The sequence below is a fragment of the Calothrix sp. CBUCES-K 9914 genome (assembly GCF_059640475.1).
Genome location: NZ_JBXXZH010000215.1, coordinates 1 through 16,191 on the forward strand (window position 1 = coordinate 1; position 16,191 = coordinate 16,191).

The following is a 16,191-nucleotide window of genomic DNA, read 5'->3' on the forward strand; positions in this document are numbered from 1 at the left end:
GCTGAGTGCTGAGTGCTGAGTGCTGAGTATTGAGTGCTGAGTGCTGAGTGCTGAGTGCTGAGTGCTGAGTGAGCAATTATATTCCTAACTCCTAACTCCTAACTCCTAACTATTAATCCTACTCAGCACTCAGCACTCATCACTTTTTACTCAGAAGTTGCTAGTTTTATATAGATATAACAAGCAGCTAAAAACGAATAATGGTGTTATTGAGTTTTTGTTTGGGTTTAGTGGTTGGTGTAAGTATTTGGGTGTGGCAGCAGTTTCAGCTGAACCGCTACATATCCCAAGTGCTACGACCATTAACCGCTCAATCATCACGAGTGGCGCTACCTTTAATCCCGCGTTTGCGTCACGAACTTGCTTTGGTCAAATATCAAGGTTTACATCTACAGCAACAGCTACAAACGTATCAAGATTTGTTAGAGTTCGCACCAATTGGTTATTTGCAGGTAGATGAGGAAAACCAACTGCTATGGTGTAACGAACAAGCGCGCGAAATATTATATTTACAGCGGTGGCAACCTGGACAAGTCAGGTTGTTGGTGGAGTTAGTACGGTCGTATGAACTAGATCGATTAGTTGAACAAACGCGCGAATGTCAGCAGTTGCGAATTAAAGAGTGGGAGTATCACCCCTCTTGTGACAGTACAACGACAATGTTAGAAATGAAGCCGTTACTTCTTCGCGCAACTGGATTACCTTTACCCAAAGGTCAGGTGGGTGTGTTTCTAGAAAACCGTCAGCCTTTACTTGAAATTAATCAGGTACGCGACCGCGCATTTTCTGACTTGGCACACGAACTTAGAACACCTCTAACTTCAATACGACTCGTTGTAGAAACCTTACAAGACCGATTAGATTCTCCTCTCAAGCGCTGGGTTGACCGGATGATGCTTGAAGTTGACCGCTTGATTCATTTAGTGCAAAGTTGGTTAGACTTAACCCAACTCGAAACCAATCCTAAAATACAAATAGTTAGGCAAACTATTGACCTACGTTCGCTAATTGTTTCTGTTTGGGAAACACTCGAACTCAAAGCGCAGCAGCGAGAGATGCATTTTTTTTACTTTGGACCCGACCATTTATGGGTGAGCGCTGACCAATCGCGAATGTTCCAAGTCTTTGTTAACTTGCTTGACAACTGTATTAAATACAATCCGCCTTGTGCTAAGATTCACGTTGAGGCAAAAATTCAACCTCAAAATCAGTCAGGAGACTACGACTCAGATTATTTACCAAATATAGAACCAAATGTGGAAATAAACATAATTGATTCTGGGTTTGGATTTTCAGAAGACGATTTACCCCATGTATTCGAGCGATTTTATCGAGGAGACACTGCCCGAACTCGTTCTCACAATAGTGATGAAAGTGCCGCGACAATTGGTACTGGACTTGGTTTAGCAATAGTCAGACAAATAGTCATAGCGCATGGTGGCTCTATTAAAGCCATGAATCATCCGGACACGGGAGGGGCGTGGATGCAAATTGTACTACCAGGAGTCATGGCAAAGTTTTAAAGTCGATATTATAGTTAGAATTATCTTCTCATTCGAGAACGTAAAGCGTGAAAGCCCCCTTTTATAATACCAGTAATAGTAATTACGATTCCGATAAATCCCAACTAACGCGCGAGATTCGGCGCCTAGAGCGGGATGTATTGCGTATGGGCGCCTTGACAGAAAAGTCTTTTCGTCTTAGTCATCAATCTTTATTTGCACGGGACTTAGCGGCAGCAGCAGAACTGCCCCAATTAGATAAGAAAATTGATGCGTTTTATCGGCAAATCGAACTTGATTGTACGTTGATAATGACTCATCAAACTCCTACAGATAGAGATTTACGTTGTTTAAGCGCGTTTATGCAACTAGTGCGTGATTTAGAACGCATTGGTGATTATGCAAAAGACTTAGGTGAGATAGCGGTCAAAATATTTTCGTATCCACCGCATTCGTTGCTTCCAGAAATTGCGATGATGTCACACCACGCACAAGGAATGTTAGCAACTAGCTTAGTCGCATTAGCTGATTTGGATGAAGTCAACGGACGCAGCATTAAACATCTTGATGATACAGTTGATAATGCCTATGAAAAAGTTTACAATGCCCTAGCTCAACAACGCGATATCGTCGGTCTTTTGGAACCTTACTTACTTCTCGGTCTAGCAATTCGTTGCTTAGAGCGGATGGCAGACCATGCTACCAATATTGGTCAACGAGTAGCATATATAGTCACAGGTCAACGTTCATAGCAACTTGATTAAAACCGGGTTTTGATGGAACTCGGTTTTGCGCTGTTATAGATTAATTACTCCCACCGATAGATATTCAAGATTGCATTTAGCTGCATCTAAATGATAAAACTAATATCGCATCTTATAACAATAGTGTATACATTTTCTACTTAAACAGAATGTTTATTGTTATACATCTATTTAAAGTTAATACTGATGATAGACAAAAGTTTATGTTTATCATCTAATCCTCGACAATTACGAATGTAACGTCTTTTTGTTAAGCTTAATTACTCAAGAAAATTTGTTGTTGACACTCGACATTAAAATTTACCAGCTAAAATTCTGTATTCCTTACAAAGACAACTTTTCTAACTTTCCAGAGGCGCCACTCGCTTCCATAATGAAATTAAATATAGGTTAAATAATACACATTTTATGAAAGCCTTACCTGTTCTTAATCTTATAAGTTTAAATTAGCAGAGGCAATAATAAATTGTTTCTTACAGTACTCATAGCTCCAATAAATGGAACAGGTGTGTGTTGCCCGCGTAATCGCATTAACTTTTTGCGGTTGAAAATTCTATATTGAATTTAAAGTCAAAAATTGATTTTGATACTAGAATGGGATGAGAGTCAAAACCGTTGTCCAATACAGAGTTTGGTGTAGCGTTTGATTCCAAGTCATCAGGGAAAATTGAATCGGAAATTAAGTCTATACCTTGACGTTAGAGCAAGTGGAGTAGACGAAAGGTTAGGTGCTGTCTGATTCTATACAAAGGCTACTAGCTATAGAACTTGTTACTCATCAAGTAACATTCATGTATAGAAGGAAACAGACATAAGAGTAAAAAAGCACAATAATGCGGTTGGATGTCAGGGACGTTACAAAGGAAAGTTCATTCCTAACATATAATAAATTAGTCCTTGCCAAACCGTGTTTGAATTATTTGAGAGACGCGACAAAAGCAACTCAATATTTTGCTCTTCTAGTGAATTTCATGTTACGAGTTTTTGAGCTACTACAACAACATAATTCATTGATGCTCCGCAAGCTAATTTTTTAATTTTAAAGAAGAATTAGTTATTTAATCTCTTGGCACCTGATATGCATAAGCAAAACCTGCAAAACCTAGGTGTGCAGCAGTAGTCAGGTGTATTTGATTGAATCTAAAAAGGTAACAAACTGGTGTAAGCGACTTAAGTGAGTATGGCCTTATGTAAATGCGAGTAGTTGTAGTTAAATCTATATCTTTTCAGGGTAATAAAGACAAGCCGAAATAGCATCTACCTTTGGGTATAACCTAAAGTTTTAGGCGGCAACCGTTAAATGTTCCTTTTGCAATTCTGCCATTACTTGCTTGTTTATAGCAGATTGCCTGGATACCTCCTTCCAAGTTTAAATCTTTAGAACACATTTACTTATTTACACCCCTAACTATGATGTATTCCACAAGCCGCAATACTAATGGTGTCCCCCAAAATTCAGCTACCAACACCAACACTACGAACACTACTACGAATCTGCCACAGCGCTTATTTACTCGTCGTGAAACAATTCCCGCGCGCAATGACGTACTGTGGAAAATTGAGCGTGGCGCCGTTCGGACTTTGACATGGAGTGAAGATGGAACCTTTATTACTTTAGGGTATTGGGGACCTGGAGATTTGATCGGATACCCATTGTCGCGCGTAAAGCCTTACCAAATTGAGTGTTTAACCAGCGTTGAAGTTAGCGTGGTTCCTCCTCAGTTATGGCATCAAGATATTAACTCGTTCTTGTCACACATTCAACAAGCTGAAGAGTTGTTGAGCATAGTACACCGTAAACCAATTTCTCTCCGTTTGTGGCAGTTCTTGGTTTGGCTGAGTGAAAAGTTTGGTCGTGATGTAGAACAAGGTAAATTAATTGATCTCAACGTTACACATCAAGAAATGGCAGAAGTATTAAATACTACAAGAGTTACCGTAACTCGTTTGCTACAACAGTTTGAAGAAGAGAATACGATGATTCGCCACAAGCGTCGGATTATCTTGCGTACACCAAACAACAACCAGAATACCATTCAAAGAAAATAAATGAAACGTGCGGTGGTTGACATAAATCAACCACTCACTTTTGCTACACTTTTTTTGTGACTAATCAGTGAATTCTCGTAGGGAAAAAAGACTATGGGAATCGGCGAAATGATTAAAACCAAAAGGTGTGAGTGAGAGTAAAATAATGACAAAGCTATTCTGGAACGTTATTAAGTTGGCGCCAGTTGTAGCTGCTGCAACATTCATGGCTTCTAACAGCGCATTCGCTCTTGAAGCAAATGAAACATCAGTAGCTCAACTATCTGAATCGAACAATATCGGACAAGTAACTTCCGTATCACAGTTTTCCGATGTACAGCCTACTGATTGGGCTTTCCAAGCATTACAGTCTTTAGTAGAACGCTACGGTTGTATAGCAGGTTATCCTAACAAAACCTTCCGTGGCAACCGTGCAATGACTCGTTACGAATTTGCGGCTGGTGTAAATGCGTGCTTAGACCGTGTAAATGAATTAATTGCCACAGCCACCGCAGATTTAGTCAAAAAAGACGATTTAGCTGCATTTCAACGCTTACAAGAAGAGTTCTCTAGTGAACTCGCAACTTTACGTGGTCGTGTTGATGAACTTGACGCGCGTACCACTGAATTAGAAGGAAAACAGTTCTCCACTACCACCAAGTTAGTTGGCGAAGCTATTTTCAGCGTTTCTGATACCTTTGGTGACAGATCTGCTGTTGGTTCACGCGCGCTTGTTAACGACCCTGGCAGAGTAACATACAACAACGCAGGTTCTAATCGTTCAAACTTAGACAGCAACACCACCTTCTCTGACCGGATTCGTTTAAGCTTAAACAGCAGCTTTACTGGTACAGATGCGTTGCAAATCCGTTTGCAAGCTGGAAACGTTCTCAGCAACAACAATACTGGTGCTAGCACAGCTCCTGCTGGAACCTCGGCATCTACGGGTACTGCTATGACCCGTTTGGCATACGACAACAACACCAGCAATGGTACTCTTACACAAGGTGTTCAAGTTGACAAAATCAACTACGCATTCAACTTAAGCGACCAAATTCGCGTTAAAGTTGACGCGAACAATGGTGAATTCTGGGAAAACATCAACAACTTTAACCCAGACCTTTCTAGCTCCAGCAGAGGTTCTATCTCTCGCTACGGTCGTTTCAGCCCTATCTACCGTCAAGGTGCTGGTGGTGCTGGTGCAACTATTACCATTAACCCCAAAGGTAAGTTAAGCGCTTCTGTTGGTTACTTAGCTGGTGGTAGCAATAACGTTGCTAACGACCCTTCAGTTGGAAGAGGTTTAACCGATGGTAACTATGCTGCTTTAGGTCAATTAGCTTATAAAGTTAACGATAACTTCAGCATTGGTGGAACTTATGCTCGCAGCTACCAGAACGCAGCTGGTGGCGTAAGTTTATTTGGCGCTACTGGTAGTGATTTAGCGAACGCACCATTTGTTAGTGGTACTAATACTGCTAACATTCCTACTTCTGCTAACCACTACGGTATTGAAGCCAACTACAAATTCAATCCTCAAGTAGCTCTTGGCGGTTGGGTAGGTTACTCTAATGCTACTGCTGAAACCAACGCTGTTGGCGCCACTGCTGCTCAAATCGCAGCTCGTAACGTAGTTGTGAAAGGTGACAGCGCAGATATGTTCTACTGGGCTGCTAACTTGACAGTTAAAGACTTCATCAAAGAAGGTAACTTGCTTGCTTTAACCTTTGGTCAATCTCCCAAAGTAACCGGCAGCGACTTCGCACCAACAGTTGGTACATTCGGACGTGTTGAACAAAAAGATGCTAACACCTCTTACCACTTAGAGGCACTGTACCGGATGCAAATCAACAACAACATTACCGTTGCACCTGCTCTGATGGTTATCTTCAACCCAGAACACAACGACCGTAACGACACGATCTACGTTGGTACTCTTCGTACCACCTTCTCTTTCTAAGATTAAATCTTAGTTGATTTTTCGACCGTAATCCTCCAATAATTTAATCCGACCCCTATTCTTATCCAGATGGGGGTTTCTTTAAATTGTAAGGGTAGAAAGACGTTATAAACAAATTTTTTGTGCCCAATAGTTTATAAAATTTTTGTGTAATAAAAGTTACTAGCTAAAATCTTGACAGTATCGTACTTTTAGACTTTTACGAGTGAATTTATAGGCTTCATAACCTCAACTTAACCTATAGACAAGTAAAATTACGTGTTGCATATAAATTGCTGTGGCAAGGGAAAAATCGGGCATTTCAGAAAGAAGGCGGATTGTCAAGACCTTTGTTCACATATTCAATACAAACAATTTAAATTAAATTAAATAAAATCTTTGTAAAAGTGAGAAAAAACTCCCAGACATATGTAAAATAATTACGTAGGTGTGAGTGAAAATACAAAGATGCGTAGATTACTTTGGAACACTGTTAAGTTAAGCCCAGTTCTCGTTGCTGCTGCCTTTGCAACTGCAAACAGCGCTTTTGCTGGAGAAATGAGTGAAAAAGTGCCTTCAGTTAACGAAATGGCACAAGCGCAAAAGTCAGATAATATAGGTCAGGTAACATCGGTATCGCAGTTTTCGGATGTACAGCCTACTGATTGGGCATTCCAAGCATTACAGTCATTAGTTGAACGTTACGGTTGTATCGCAGGTTATCCCAACGGAACCTACCGTGGAAACCGCGCGTTAACTCGTTACGAATTCGCCGCAGGTTTGAACGCTTGTTTAGACCGCGTAAACGAATTAATCGCAACCGCAACCGCTGACTTAGTTAAAAAAGAAGACTTAGCGACATTACAGCGCTTACAAGAAGAATTTTCAGCAGAACTAGCAACCCTACGCGGTCGCGTTGACAACTTAGAAGCACGCACCGCTCAATTGGAAGCACAGCAGTTTTCTACCACAACCAAGTTACTCGGTGAAGCGATCTTCAGCGTTTCTGATGCTTTTGGTGATGACCGAGCAGTTGGTTCTCGTCAATTAGTTAACGCACCAGGCACTGGAAGACCAGATTTAAGAAGCAACACCGTCTTCTCCGAACGTGTTCGTTTGAACTTAATTAGCAGTTTCAGTGGTAAAGACCAGTTGCAAATTCGTTTGCAAGCAGGAAATACCTCTAATAATAGCTCTGTCACAGGTACAAATATGACCCGTTTGGCTTATGACGTTAGCGACACCTCCAACAGCGTTCAAATTGATAAAATTAACTATGCTTTCAATCTTAGTGACGCTGTTCGTATTAAGGTTGATGCTAATAACGGTGAGTTCTGGGAAAATATTAATAACTTTAACCCAGACTTTGCAAGCTCTAGCCGTGGTTCAATTTCTCGTTACGGTCGTTTCAGCCCAATTTACCGCCAAGGTCAAGGTGGCGCCGGTGCTACTATCACCTTCAACCCCAGTGGTCCAATTTCTATATCCGGTGGTTATTTAGCTGGTGGACGTACCAACACAGCAAACAACCCAAATGATAGAAATGGTCTTACAGATGGTAACTATGCAGCGCTTGCACAACTTTCTTTCCAACCGACCAAAAAACTAGGTGTCGGTTTGACTTACGCTCACACTTATCAAAACAGTGCTACTGGAGTTAACGTATTTGAAGGCACAGGTAGCGATATCGCCAGCGCGCCCTTTGCTATCATTAACCCCGCCACTGGTGCTGTTATTAGTAATAACACTGCGACTTCTGCAAATCACTACGGTGCCCAAGTTAACTTCCGCCTAAGTGACAAAATCGCAATTGGTGGATGGTATGGTTTAGCTGATATCTCTGGTGAAACAGGAGCAAATAACAATAGATTTGACGCAACTGCTACATACTGGGCTGCAAACTTAGCACTTAGAGACTTTGGTAGTAAAGGTAGTTTATTAGGTGTTACTTTTGGTCAACCTCCTAAAATTACAGGTAGTAATTTTAGGGGAACAGCAGTTGGTGGTGTGGGCAGTGCAACAGGTGTACGTCAAAAAGACGAAGATACTTCTTACCAGTTAGAAACTCTGTACAGATTACAACTTAATGACAACATTTCGGTAACTCCTGCGTTGCTAGTAATCTTCAACCCAGAGCATAACGACCGTAACGATACCATTTACATCGGTACACTACGTACTACCTTCACATTCTAAAAATATGAACATGATTTAGAGACGTGATTAATCACGTCTCTACCATGATGTGATTGGATTTACTTTAGCTCTCCATTTGGTGGGCTTTTTTGTTGGGTTCCGTTCCTCCACCCAACCTACAATTCGTCTGGTTTTTTTAAATTGGTTGGTGGTCTATCATTACTCCAAGCCCACCAAACACAACCGCACTGGCAATGGTAAAATTCTTGCCATTTACGTTTATAATTTTCGGTTGTTACAGGCGCCCGTCGGTTAATCCAAACTTGTGTAGCTTCCAAGCTGCTCGAATGGCACTTGGGACAACAAAAGTCATAAGCATGAATTGCCTCATTTGTCCATTGGGGTGGAATAAATGCGAAAGCTTCCATAATTTGTTGAATGAGAATTGAATTGTATGCGTACAGGTTTGATTTTGAAATTTTTTATGTGATATTTATTAACCAAGATTATTTGAGCGCTATTGGTAAATAGGTAAAAAATATGACTGTAGCCCGATGATTATGCTGATTTGACATGTTTTAGTAATAACAATTTTAGACTAAAAATATGGAGTCGAACATTGAGATTCGCCGCTTGTTGGACATAATGCCCGCATCCGGTAGAATGACAGTAAAAATCGTTAGCAAGCCAGAGCAAGCTAAAGTAATAGATGTAGCTTTCCCATTGCCTTGGAATTCAGATAGACCTATATATATTAACTTTGATTTGTGGCGCCGGTTAACCAAACCCCAGCGCGACATGTTATTACTGCGAACAGTAAGTTGGTTGACTGGAATAACATGGTTTAAACCGGATATCTATCAAGGTGTTACAGTTGCTGGAATATTAGGTGGGTTTGTAGAATTAGCTCAAAGGGACGTAATAGGTTTTGTTGCTGCTGCTGGTTTGAGTTCAATGGCAGTATTACGGATATGGCGTGTTAATAAAGACCAACACTCAGAAATAGGCGCCGACACCACTGCAATAAAAATAGCACAGCGTCGAAACTACTCAGAAACCGAAGCAGCAGAACATTTACTAACTGCTATTGAGACAGTCGCTTTAATTGAAGGGCGCCCAGGTTTAGATTTTATCGAATTAATTCGTACTCAGAACTTACGCGCGGCTGCTGGACTTTCTTCTGTGAGCATTCCTAAGTAAGATTGATCAAAACCTACCGTCGGTGTATTGGCTATTGTATATACATCTTTGATCCCCCCAACCCCCCTTGATAAGCTACCGTGTACACACATCTTTTTATAATTCTTACATTCCTTCCCTTTGCGTTCTTTGCGTTCTTTGCGGTTCGTTAAAAAAATAACCGCAAAGGACGCAAAGGCGCAAAGAAAGAAAAGAAAAGTTACTTTTAGAGACTTGTGTGTACACAGTAGCCTTATTAAGGGGGGTTAGGGGGGATCATCAACAAAACCACACATTACATCTACTGTAGCACTCAGCACTCAGCACTCATCACTCAGCGCTTTAACAGCTTCTCTATATAAAGACAAACTAACTTCGTGAACTTCAACACCTCTACCAATAGATTCCAATAATGTTACAGTTAGATTACCTCCAAGGTGTTCGCGAAACTCTTCTAACCCTCGGAAGATACAGCGTGGATTTTCAAAATTAAACAAATCTTCTGCTAACTCAGGGACGTATAAAGTAAAACCCAATATTTTAAGTGTATGTAATATTTGCTGCCAATCTTTACGGGGAAGTAAACCGAGTAAATACGAGTACGTACTATCTAGAGCAATTCCAATTGCGACAGCTTCACCATGACGTAAATTATAGGATGTGAGTTGTTCGAGCTTATGTGCTGCCCAATGTCCAAAATCCAAAGGACGTGATGAACCCATTTCAAAAGGGTCGCCACTTGTGGCAATATGGTTCAAGTGTAACCGCGCGCATTGATAAATAACCGATTGCATGGCGCCCATATCACGATTCGAGAGTGCGTGAGCGTGCGTAGCAATAAAATCAAAGAAATCAGCATCCTTAATTAAAGCAACTTTAACAGCTTCAGCAACACCAGAACGCCAATCAACATCACTTAAAGTAGTCAAAAAGCTAAAGTCGTTTAATACTGCATAAGGAGATGCAAATGTACCAAAAAAATTCTTTTTTCCAAATGCGTTAACGCTGTTTTTTACACCTACACCCGCATCGTTTTGTGCGAGTACAGTAGTTGGAATACGAATTAGACGGATTCCTCGATGTGCTGTAGCAGCAGCATATCCAATCATATCGAGAACGGCGCCGCCACCGATAGCTAAGATATAAGAGTGACGACACAATCCCACATCATGAATCAACCCATGAACTTGATCAATTAGTGAGGTGTCATTTTTAGCAGCTTCACCACCAGGGATAATCATGGGTTTTGCCATTAGCATCATAATGCTAGCGTACCGCTTGACGTAAGCATTAATTTGGCATATTAAGCCTTTGTGACACTCTAAAAACCCTTCATCAATAATAATAATTAATTTTTTTGGCTTAATTTCATTGCCGGCTACAACGCGCGCGAGTAATGAATTTCGCAGGTGAAATAAACCAGTGGTGAAATGAACTGGATATTCAAAGCTAACTTGAACACGCTGCTGAATTGGCTGTAAGCTCAGTATATTTTTTGGTTTAACGTCAACTACCATTTTCTTTACTTCCTATTCTCTCTTAAAAAAACTTTGAGTCGTTTCAATTTCTTTAATTAATGCTTCGCGGTCTTTAGCTTCTACAAGTTTCGCTAAACGACCATAAGTTTCAGCGAGTAACTGAATTGCTTGACATCGTTCTTGAGTAGCAAGCATAATATCAACACACAATTGTGGGTTTTGATTCAGCAAACGTTTTAGAATTTCAATTTCTTGGCGATAGCTTGGACTCGACATTGATAAACTTTGGTCAATATCAATTTTTTCTTGTGCCAAGTAAATTGCTTGAGTTAAGCGGCAAAAATGTCTTGTTGCTTGAATCATTACCATCATCTGGTCGTGTTCTTCGGGAGTAGAAAAAATTAGTTCCGCGCGTTGGTTTTGCATTAACTCTAATAACCAATCAAACGCTTCATCATGTCTTCCCGAACAAACAACTACCTTTTGTCCTGTAAAGGATTCGACGCTGGGACCAAACATTGGATGTAACCCCATCACGGCGCCACAATGATGTTGAAGCATTGCTTTGACAGGTTCTGCTTTAATGCTAGTAATATCAGCTAAAGCTATATTTGGCGTTAAATATGGAGTTGTACGTTGAATAATTTCACAAGTCGATTCAATCGGAACACTAATTAATACTAAATCAGCTTGAGAAAGTAAACAATCTGCATTTTGCCAATTACTTCCAACTGTATTTACTCGATGACCTGCTGCAACTAATTGATTAGTGAAAAACTTGCCCATCCTGCCGTTTCCACCAATAATAGTGATAACTTTAGGATTATTGTAGTGGGCGCCAGAACGAATAGTTAAGTCAGCTAAAAGTTCATTTATCATCTCTTTTGCCTGCGAACTCTGTGTCTCTGTGGTCAAACAAAATCCTTTCTTTGACCACAGAGACACAGAGGAGCCACTGCCGTGGGCGGCTTTGCCGACTTGAGGCAAGTGGCGTGGAACAGAGGCAGTTCTTTAAACATCAACAACTGATTTAGTAGTACTTAATGGTAGCTCCAACTCATTAACCTTACTTGCAACTGCATTACTAAATAATGCTTCGTACTGTGCTAGTGCTGCTTCAAACGAGTACTTTTCTACAGCAAACTTTCGTCCTCTTGCTCCTAACGCCATTGCTTTGGCAGGATTTTTGTACAATTCTATTATCGCATTTGCTAAGGCGCCTGGTGACTCTGGCGCCACAACTATACCACCTCCACTTTGTTTGATCGATGATGCTGCCGTTCCATGTTTCGGAACCGATGCAATAATAGGACGCGCGCTGGCTAACACTAAAGGAATTTTAGAAGGCATGTTGAAGCAAACAACATTACGTTTTTGCAAAATCAACCCAACATCTGCCGCTGCTAACATCTCTGGCAGTTCAGAGCGCTGTTGTAAAGGTAATAACAAGACATTATCGGCACCGTACTTGCGACAGCATTTTCTCAAATGTTCCAATGCTTTCGTTTCACCAGCAATCACAAAAACAATATCTTTGACTTGACGCAGTTTAGCTGCTGCTGCAATAGCAGTCTCTAAACCTTGTGTTAATGCAATATTTCCTGAATATAATACAACGAATTTATTCTCTAATTTATTAACTTTACGAAAATAATTTTCTTTTGGCAGCGGACGAATAAAGTTAACGTCCACCCAGTTCGGAATACAAGCTATTTTAGCTGCATCCACACCTTTATTAGTTAAATTATCTACAAATCCTTCAGCAATAACACTTATAGTATGAGCATTTTTGTAAGCAAATTTCTCTAATGCCGACAAAACGCGAATCATCCACTTATTTTTAATTAATCCTATACGCTCGGCTGCATCAGGCAAAATATCTTGTACGTTCAATACTACCGGACAATTGTAAAGCCAACCTAGAAAACACGCAGGCAGTGTTACGAATAATGGTGGTACTGTTAATAGTATTACATCTGGGCGCCAGCCTTTAAACGCTTGCGGCAAGCTGCTAAATACAAAGCTTAATTCGAGTAAAAGTCTATCAATTAAATTAGGTTTTGATTTAATTCGCAGGAAACAGCGCTGAATCGTCACACCGTTCTTCTTTTCTGTGACATACCATTTACCTCGATATCCCTCGTAAATCTCACGTTCAGGATAGTTCGGCATTCCTGTGATTACTCGAACCTCATGCCCCTGTTCCACTAGTCCTTCTGCCAACTCGGTCATCAACGGAGCAATACCGATAGGCTCTGGATAGTAATTGTAGGAATAAATCAGAATATGCATGGGACACAATTTATTAAAAAAGTAGGACTGCTGGAAAGCTACTGCTTCCTCTGGAATTATCGAAATTTTGATCTCACATCTTGCACCACACCTATTAAGTAACTGCAAAAACTTCTGCTAATTTCATGGATATTGGTAATAAACTTAACACTAACAAGCCATATAATAAACCAGCGAAGCCAGTACTAAATGTAGCATTTAAAACAATCAAAGACAACACTCCAGCGCGTACAGCTAACCGTATGTTTACTGGACTAGGCTCACGCAAGACAGTAATGAAAGGTATAAGTACTCTGATGGCTAAAAGTAAAGCAAAAGGTAAAATCGGCAGGAAATTATAGTTATTTAGCAACCCCAATCCAAAAATTGCAGTAAAAACAGCACTCATCAGAATTAAGCTCACGATTGAGTTGGCATTGCTACCTCCTTTCACTTCACCTCTACTTAGGTTAGTTATAGCAGCAATATAAGTGATTGGGATCAAAGTTAAAAACCAGTAATTACTTACCATTGCGGACATTATGCTGACACCAAGCAATAAGTTTGCACCGCGACACATACCCATATTGAGTGGTCCCAAAAACGGGTGATGTTTACCAAAAGCATCGTAGAGAACAGCAGTAACAGCAATAAACGCAGCTAAAATAGCACTTGACAACGAAACAAGCGAAGCAAATACTATACCTAAACACAATAAAAAGCTTCCTAGAGCAAATGCTCCTTGACGCGAAGCTCTACCGCTAGGTATGGGACGCTCTGGTCTTTCAGCCGCGTCTAAATCAGCATCAAATGCGTCGTTTAACACAACACCACCACTATATAGGCAACTAGTAGCAGTAAGTAAATACGCCAAAGGTAGAATATTACCTAGTATTACCCCTTGTTCAATTCCTTCATTAAACTTAGTACTAAACCCAGAAGCTGCTACCCCAGCCAATATATCAGCCCACGCAGTAATAACATTGGCAGGTCGCATCAGCTGCAAATAAGCCCAAACACGATTATTCATAAAGTAGGGTGCGTGACGCCACCAAAAAACTTCTACGTAGTTACAAGCTTTTAGCGTCACGCACCGATTTTTGTTGTAGCGTCACGCACCGATTCCTCATTAATTATGAAATCGTAAGCCTTGTATTAAAAAATCCCTTATTCAATCAATGCCAATTCGCAGTTAACCACAGGTTTCTGTCCCCGTAGCACCGAATTACCCTGAAATAATTGACGCTGGTCAACAGGTAACGGATTAACCCAATCAGATTCATTAAACTGCCCACTTTGCCCATACGCTTTCAAAGCATTTTCATAACAAACGGCGCCAATATGACTTTCGGGAATACCCCGTTCGCGCATTAACGCAGCAGTCTTAGGAACAGCCAAAGGGTCACTTACACCCCAATCAGCACTACTATCTACAATAATGCGCTCACATCCGTATTCCCTAACAATTTCAACCATACGCGCGTTGCCCATTTTTGTATGCGGGTAAATAGTGAAAGCTGCCCAGAAACCTCTGTCAAGCACCGACTGTACAGTTTCTTCGTTGTTATGGTCAACAATTACGCGCGTAGGGTCTAAGCCATGTTCGATACAAACATCCATACTGTAGTTCGTACCTGCTTTTTTATTTCGATGCGGTGTATGAATTAGCACTAACATATCGAGCATTCTTGCTAACTCAAGCTGTTGCCGAAAATACTTATCTTCAGCAGGGGTCATATCATCATAGCCAATTTCACCAATAGCTACTACACCCTCTTTACATACGTATAACGGTAATAGCTCCATAACTTGCTCGGCAAGAGCTTCATTATTAGCTTCTTTAGAATTCAAGCCCATAGTGCAATAATGTTTGATACCAAACTGCGATGCTCGAAATCTTTCCCAACCAACTAAGCTACTAAAATAATCTTGAAACGAACCAATATTAGTACGCGGTTGCCCTAACCAAAACGCAGGTTCAATAATGGCAACAATACCAGCATCACGCATCCGCTCGTAATCATCGGTAGTGCGCGAACTCATATGAATGTGAGGATCTATATACATCATGAATTAGGAGTTAGGAGTTTTCTCTAATAATTGCCAAAGTTCAGGCGCCACACTTCGTTTAGCAGCTTGACGTTCGCTGACATAATCATTTAACATCTGTGCAAGTTGAGGATTTGCACGTTGTTCCAAACCTTGAATTTGAGATAAAGGACTTCCTACAAAGAGCGCTTTTAACACCATTTGATTCCACGCTTGGTTATCAAAATACTCACTTGGGTAAGAATTATTCAAAGCTATAGCATTAAATACAGCAGTCATATTACTGCGAACACCTTCTGCCGCGCGCTTTTGTAGTCGTCCAGAATAAGATAAAAGCGGTAAAGCTTGATATAATGCAACTAGTTCACCAACATCAGCAGCATTAAATAATTGTTCTAATATTTGTAAATACTGCTTTTGATTGCTGTCTGGTAAACTTAATACTAGTATTGTGCGCGCGGCTTGGTCTACACTCCAATTGCTTGGAAACCAGCCCTTGTGTACATTCAAAGCCGCTTCTAATTCTTCACTTGTTAAATCCAAATCTTGTTTGCCTGTATAACGTGGCACAGCGCTAAATGCAGCATAAAATATACTTATTTCGGCACCTGATTTGATTTCATCACATTTTGTCGAAAGCCAATTCATTGCTTTTTCGCTAGCTCGCGCGGCTAACCAACTTTGTAAAAGGTTAGCGACAACAATATTATTTATGTTTGAATTAATTGTAGCTAACATAATTATTAACTTGCGATTCAGAACATGATTTATATTTTGCATTTAATCCCCCCAACCCCCCTTAATAAGGCAGGGCTGATTCGTTCCCTAAAAATCTTGAAAAATCA

13 protein-coding genes are annotated in these 16,191 nt (G+C 40.5%); 6 read left to right on the forward strand and 7 right to left on the reverse strand.

The genetic code is table 11. From position 1 onward, the window contains the following. The first annotated feature begins 200 nt into the window (after positions 1-200). The 5 genes from AC2JBO_RS33570 (at position 201) to AC2JBO_RS33590 (ending at position 8,429) form a co-directional block, all read left to right on the forward strand. Positions 201-1,523 (forward strand): sensor histidine kinase, encoded by a 1,323-nt coding sequence (locus AC2JBO_RS33570; RefSeq protein WP_496957971.1) that lies wholly within the window; start codon positions 201-203, stop codon positions 1,521-1,523. Positions 1,524-1,570: 47 nt separating this feature from the next. Further along, positions 1,571-2,254, forward strand: a complete 684-nt coding sequence (gene phoU, locus AC2JBO_RS33575) for a phosphate signaling complex protein PhoU (RefSeq protein WP_496957972.1) — start codon at positions 1,571-1,573, stop codon at positions 2,252-2,254. Positions 2,255-3,679: 1,425 nt separating this feature from the next. Next, positions 3,680-4,315, forward strand: coding sequence for a Crp/Fnr family transcriptional regulator (locus tag AC2JBO_RS33580; protein WP_496957983.1), 636 nt, complete (start codon positions 3,680-3,682; stop codon positions 4,313-4,315). Between the two features lie 145 nt (positions 4,316-4,460). Next, on the forward strand, positions 4,461-6,254 hold the full coding sequence (locus AC2JBO_RS33585; protein WP_496957973.1) for an iron uptake porin: 1,794 nt from the start codon (positions 4,461-4,463) through the stop codon (positions 6,252-6,254). Between the two features lie 447 nt (positions 6,255-6,701). After that, positions 6,702-8,429, forward strand: coding sequence for an iron uptake porin (locus AC2JBO_RS33590; protein WP_496957974.1), 1,728 nt, complete (start codon positions 6,702-6,704; stop codon positions 8,427-8,429). A gap of 116 nt (positions 8,430-8,545) precedes the next feature. On the opposite strand, the gene AC2JBO_RS33595 is transcribed toward AC2JBO_RS33590, so the two are convergent. Then, entirely contained in the window at positions 8,546-8,797 is a 252-nt protein-coding gene (locus tag AC2JBO_RS33595; protein ID WP_496957975.1) for a hypothetical protein, read from the reverse strand. A 178-nt stretch (positions 8,798-8,975) separates the two neighbouring features. Here AC2JBO_RS33595 and AC2JBO_RS33600 point away from each other — a divergent pair, with 178 nt between their 5' ends. Then, a complete protein-coding gene (locus AC2JBO_RS33600) occupies positions 8,976-9,569 on the forward strand; it encodes a DUF3318 domain-containing protein (protein WP_496957976.1) in 594 nt (197 codons plus the stop codon). A gap of 299 nt (positions 9,570-9,868) precedes the next feature. Here AC2JBO_RS33600 and AC2JBO_RS33605 read toward each other — a convergent pair whose 3' ends face one another. The 6 genes from AC2JBO_RS33605 to AC2JBO_RS33630 all read right to left on the reverse strand — a co-directional run bounded on the left by AC2JBO_RS33605 (position 9,869) and on the right by AC2JBO_RS33630 (position 16,126). Further along, positions 9,869-11,065, reverse strand: coding sequence for a 3-dehydroquinate synthase (locus AC2JBO_RS33605; protein WP_496957977.1), 1,197 nt, complete (start codon positions 11,063-11,065; stop codon positions 9,869-9,871). 12 nt (positions 11,066-11,077) lie between these two features. Further along, positions 11,078-11,905 carry a prephenate dehydrogenase/arogenate dehydrogenase family protein gene (locus AC2JBO_RS33610; protein WP_496957978.1) on the reverse strand — a complete coding sequence of 276 codons (828 nt, stop codon included), beginning with the start codon at positions 11,903-11,905 and terminating at the stop codon, positions 11,078-11,080. A gap of 132 nt (positions 11,906-12,037) precedes the next feature. Continuing rightward, positions 12,038-13,318, reverse strand: coding sequence for a glycosyltransferase family 4 protein (locus AC2JBO_RS33615; RefSeq protein WP_496957979.1), 1,281 nt, complete (start codon positions 13,316-13,318; stop codon positions 12,038-12,040). A 94-nt stretch (positions 13,319-13,412) separates the two neighbouring features. Then, positions 13,413-14,327, reverse strand: coding sequence for a UbiA-like protein EboC (eboC, locus tag AC2JBO_RS33620; RefSeq protein WP_496957980.1), 915 nt, complete (start codon positions 14,325-14,327; stop codon positions 13,413-13,415). 137 nt (positions 14,328-14,464) lie between these two features. Continuing rightward, positions 14,465-15,367 (reverse strand): TatD family hydrolase, encoded by a 903-nt coding sequence (locus tag AC2JBO_RS33625; protein WP_496957981.1) that lies wholly within the window; start codon positions 15,365-15,367, stop codon positions 14,465-14,467. Positions 15,368-15,370: 3 nt separating this feature from the next. After that, positions 15,371-16,126 carry an EboA family metabolite traffic protein gene (locus AC2JBO_RS33630; protein ID WP_496957982.1) on the reverse strand — a complete coding sequence of 252 codons (756 nt, stop codon included), beginning with the start codon at positions 16,124-16,126 and terminating at the stop codon, positions 15,371-15,373. Positions 16,127-16,191: the final 65 nt, after the last annotated feature.

Bases quoted from the DNA above. Each gene is read 5' to 3' on its own strand.
- AC2JBO_RS33570 (WP_496957971.1), top strand. From the start codon at position 201: ATGGTGTTATTGAGTTTTTGTTTGGGTTTAGTGGTTGGTGTAAGTATT.
- AC2JBO_RS33580 (WP_496957983.1), top strand. From the start codon at position 3,680: ATGTATTCCACAAGCCGCAATACTAATGGTGTCCCCCAAAATTCAGCT.
- AC2JBO_RS33625 (WP_496957981.1), bottom strand. From the start codon at position 15,367: ATGATGTATATAGATCCTCACATTCATATGAGTTCGCGCACTACCGAT.
- eboC (WP_496957980.1), bottom strand. From the start codon at position 14,327: ATGAATAATCGTGTTTGGGCTTATTTGCAGCTGATGCGACCTGCCAAT.
- AC2JBO_RS33610 (WP_496957978.1), bottom strand. From the start codon at position 11,905: ATGATAAATGAACTTTTAGCTGACTTAACTATTCGTTCTGGCGCCCAC.
- AC2JBO_RS33595 (WP_496957975.1), bottom strand. From the start codon at position 8,797: ATGGAAGCTTTCGCATTTATTCCACCCCAATGGACAAATGAGGCAATT.
- AC2JBO_RS33605 (WP_496957977.1), bottom strand. From the start codon at position 11,065: ATGGTAGTTGACGTTAAACCAAAAAATATACTGAGCTTACAGCCAATT.
- AC2JBO_RS33590 (WP_496957974.1), top strand. From the start codon at position 6,702: ATGCGTAGATTACTTTGGAACACTGTTAAGTTAAGCCCAGTTCTCGTT.
- AC2JBO_RS33615 (WP_496957979.1), bottom strand. From the start codon at position 13,318: ATGCATATTCTGATTTATTCCTACAATTACTATCCAGAGCCTATCGGT.
- AC2JBO_RS33585 (WP_496957973.1), top strand. From the start codon at position 4,461: ATGACAAAGCTATTCTGGAACGTTATTAAGTTGGCGCCAGTTGTAGCT.
- AC2JBO_RS33600 (WP_496957976.1), top strand. From the start codon at position 8,976: ATGGAGTCGAACATTGAGATTCGCCGCTTGTTGGACATAATGCCCGCA.
- AC2JBO_RS33630 (WP_496957982.1), bottom strand. From the start codon at position 16,126: ATGCAAAATATAAATCATGTTCTGAATCGCAAGTTAATAATTATGTTA.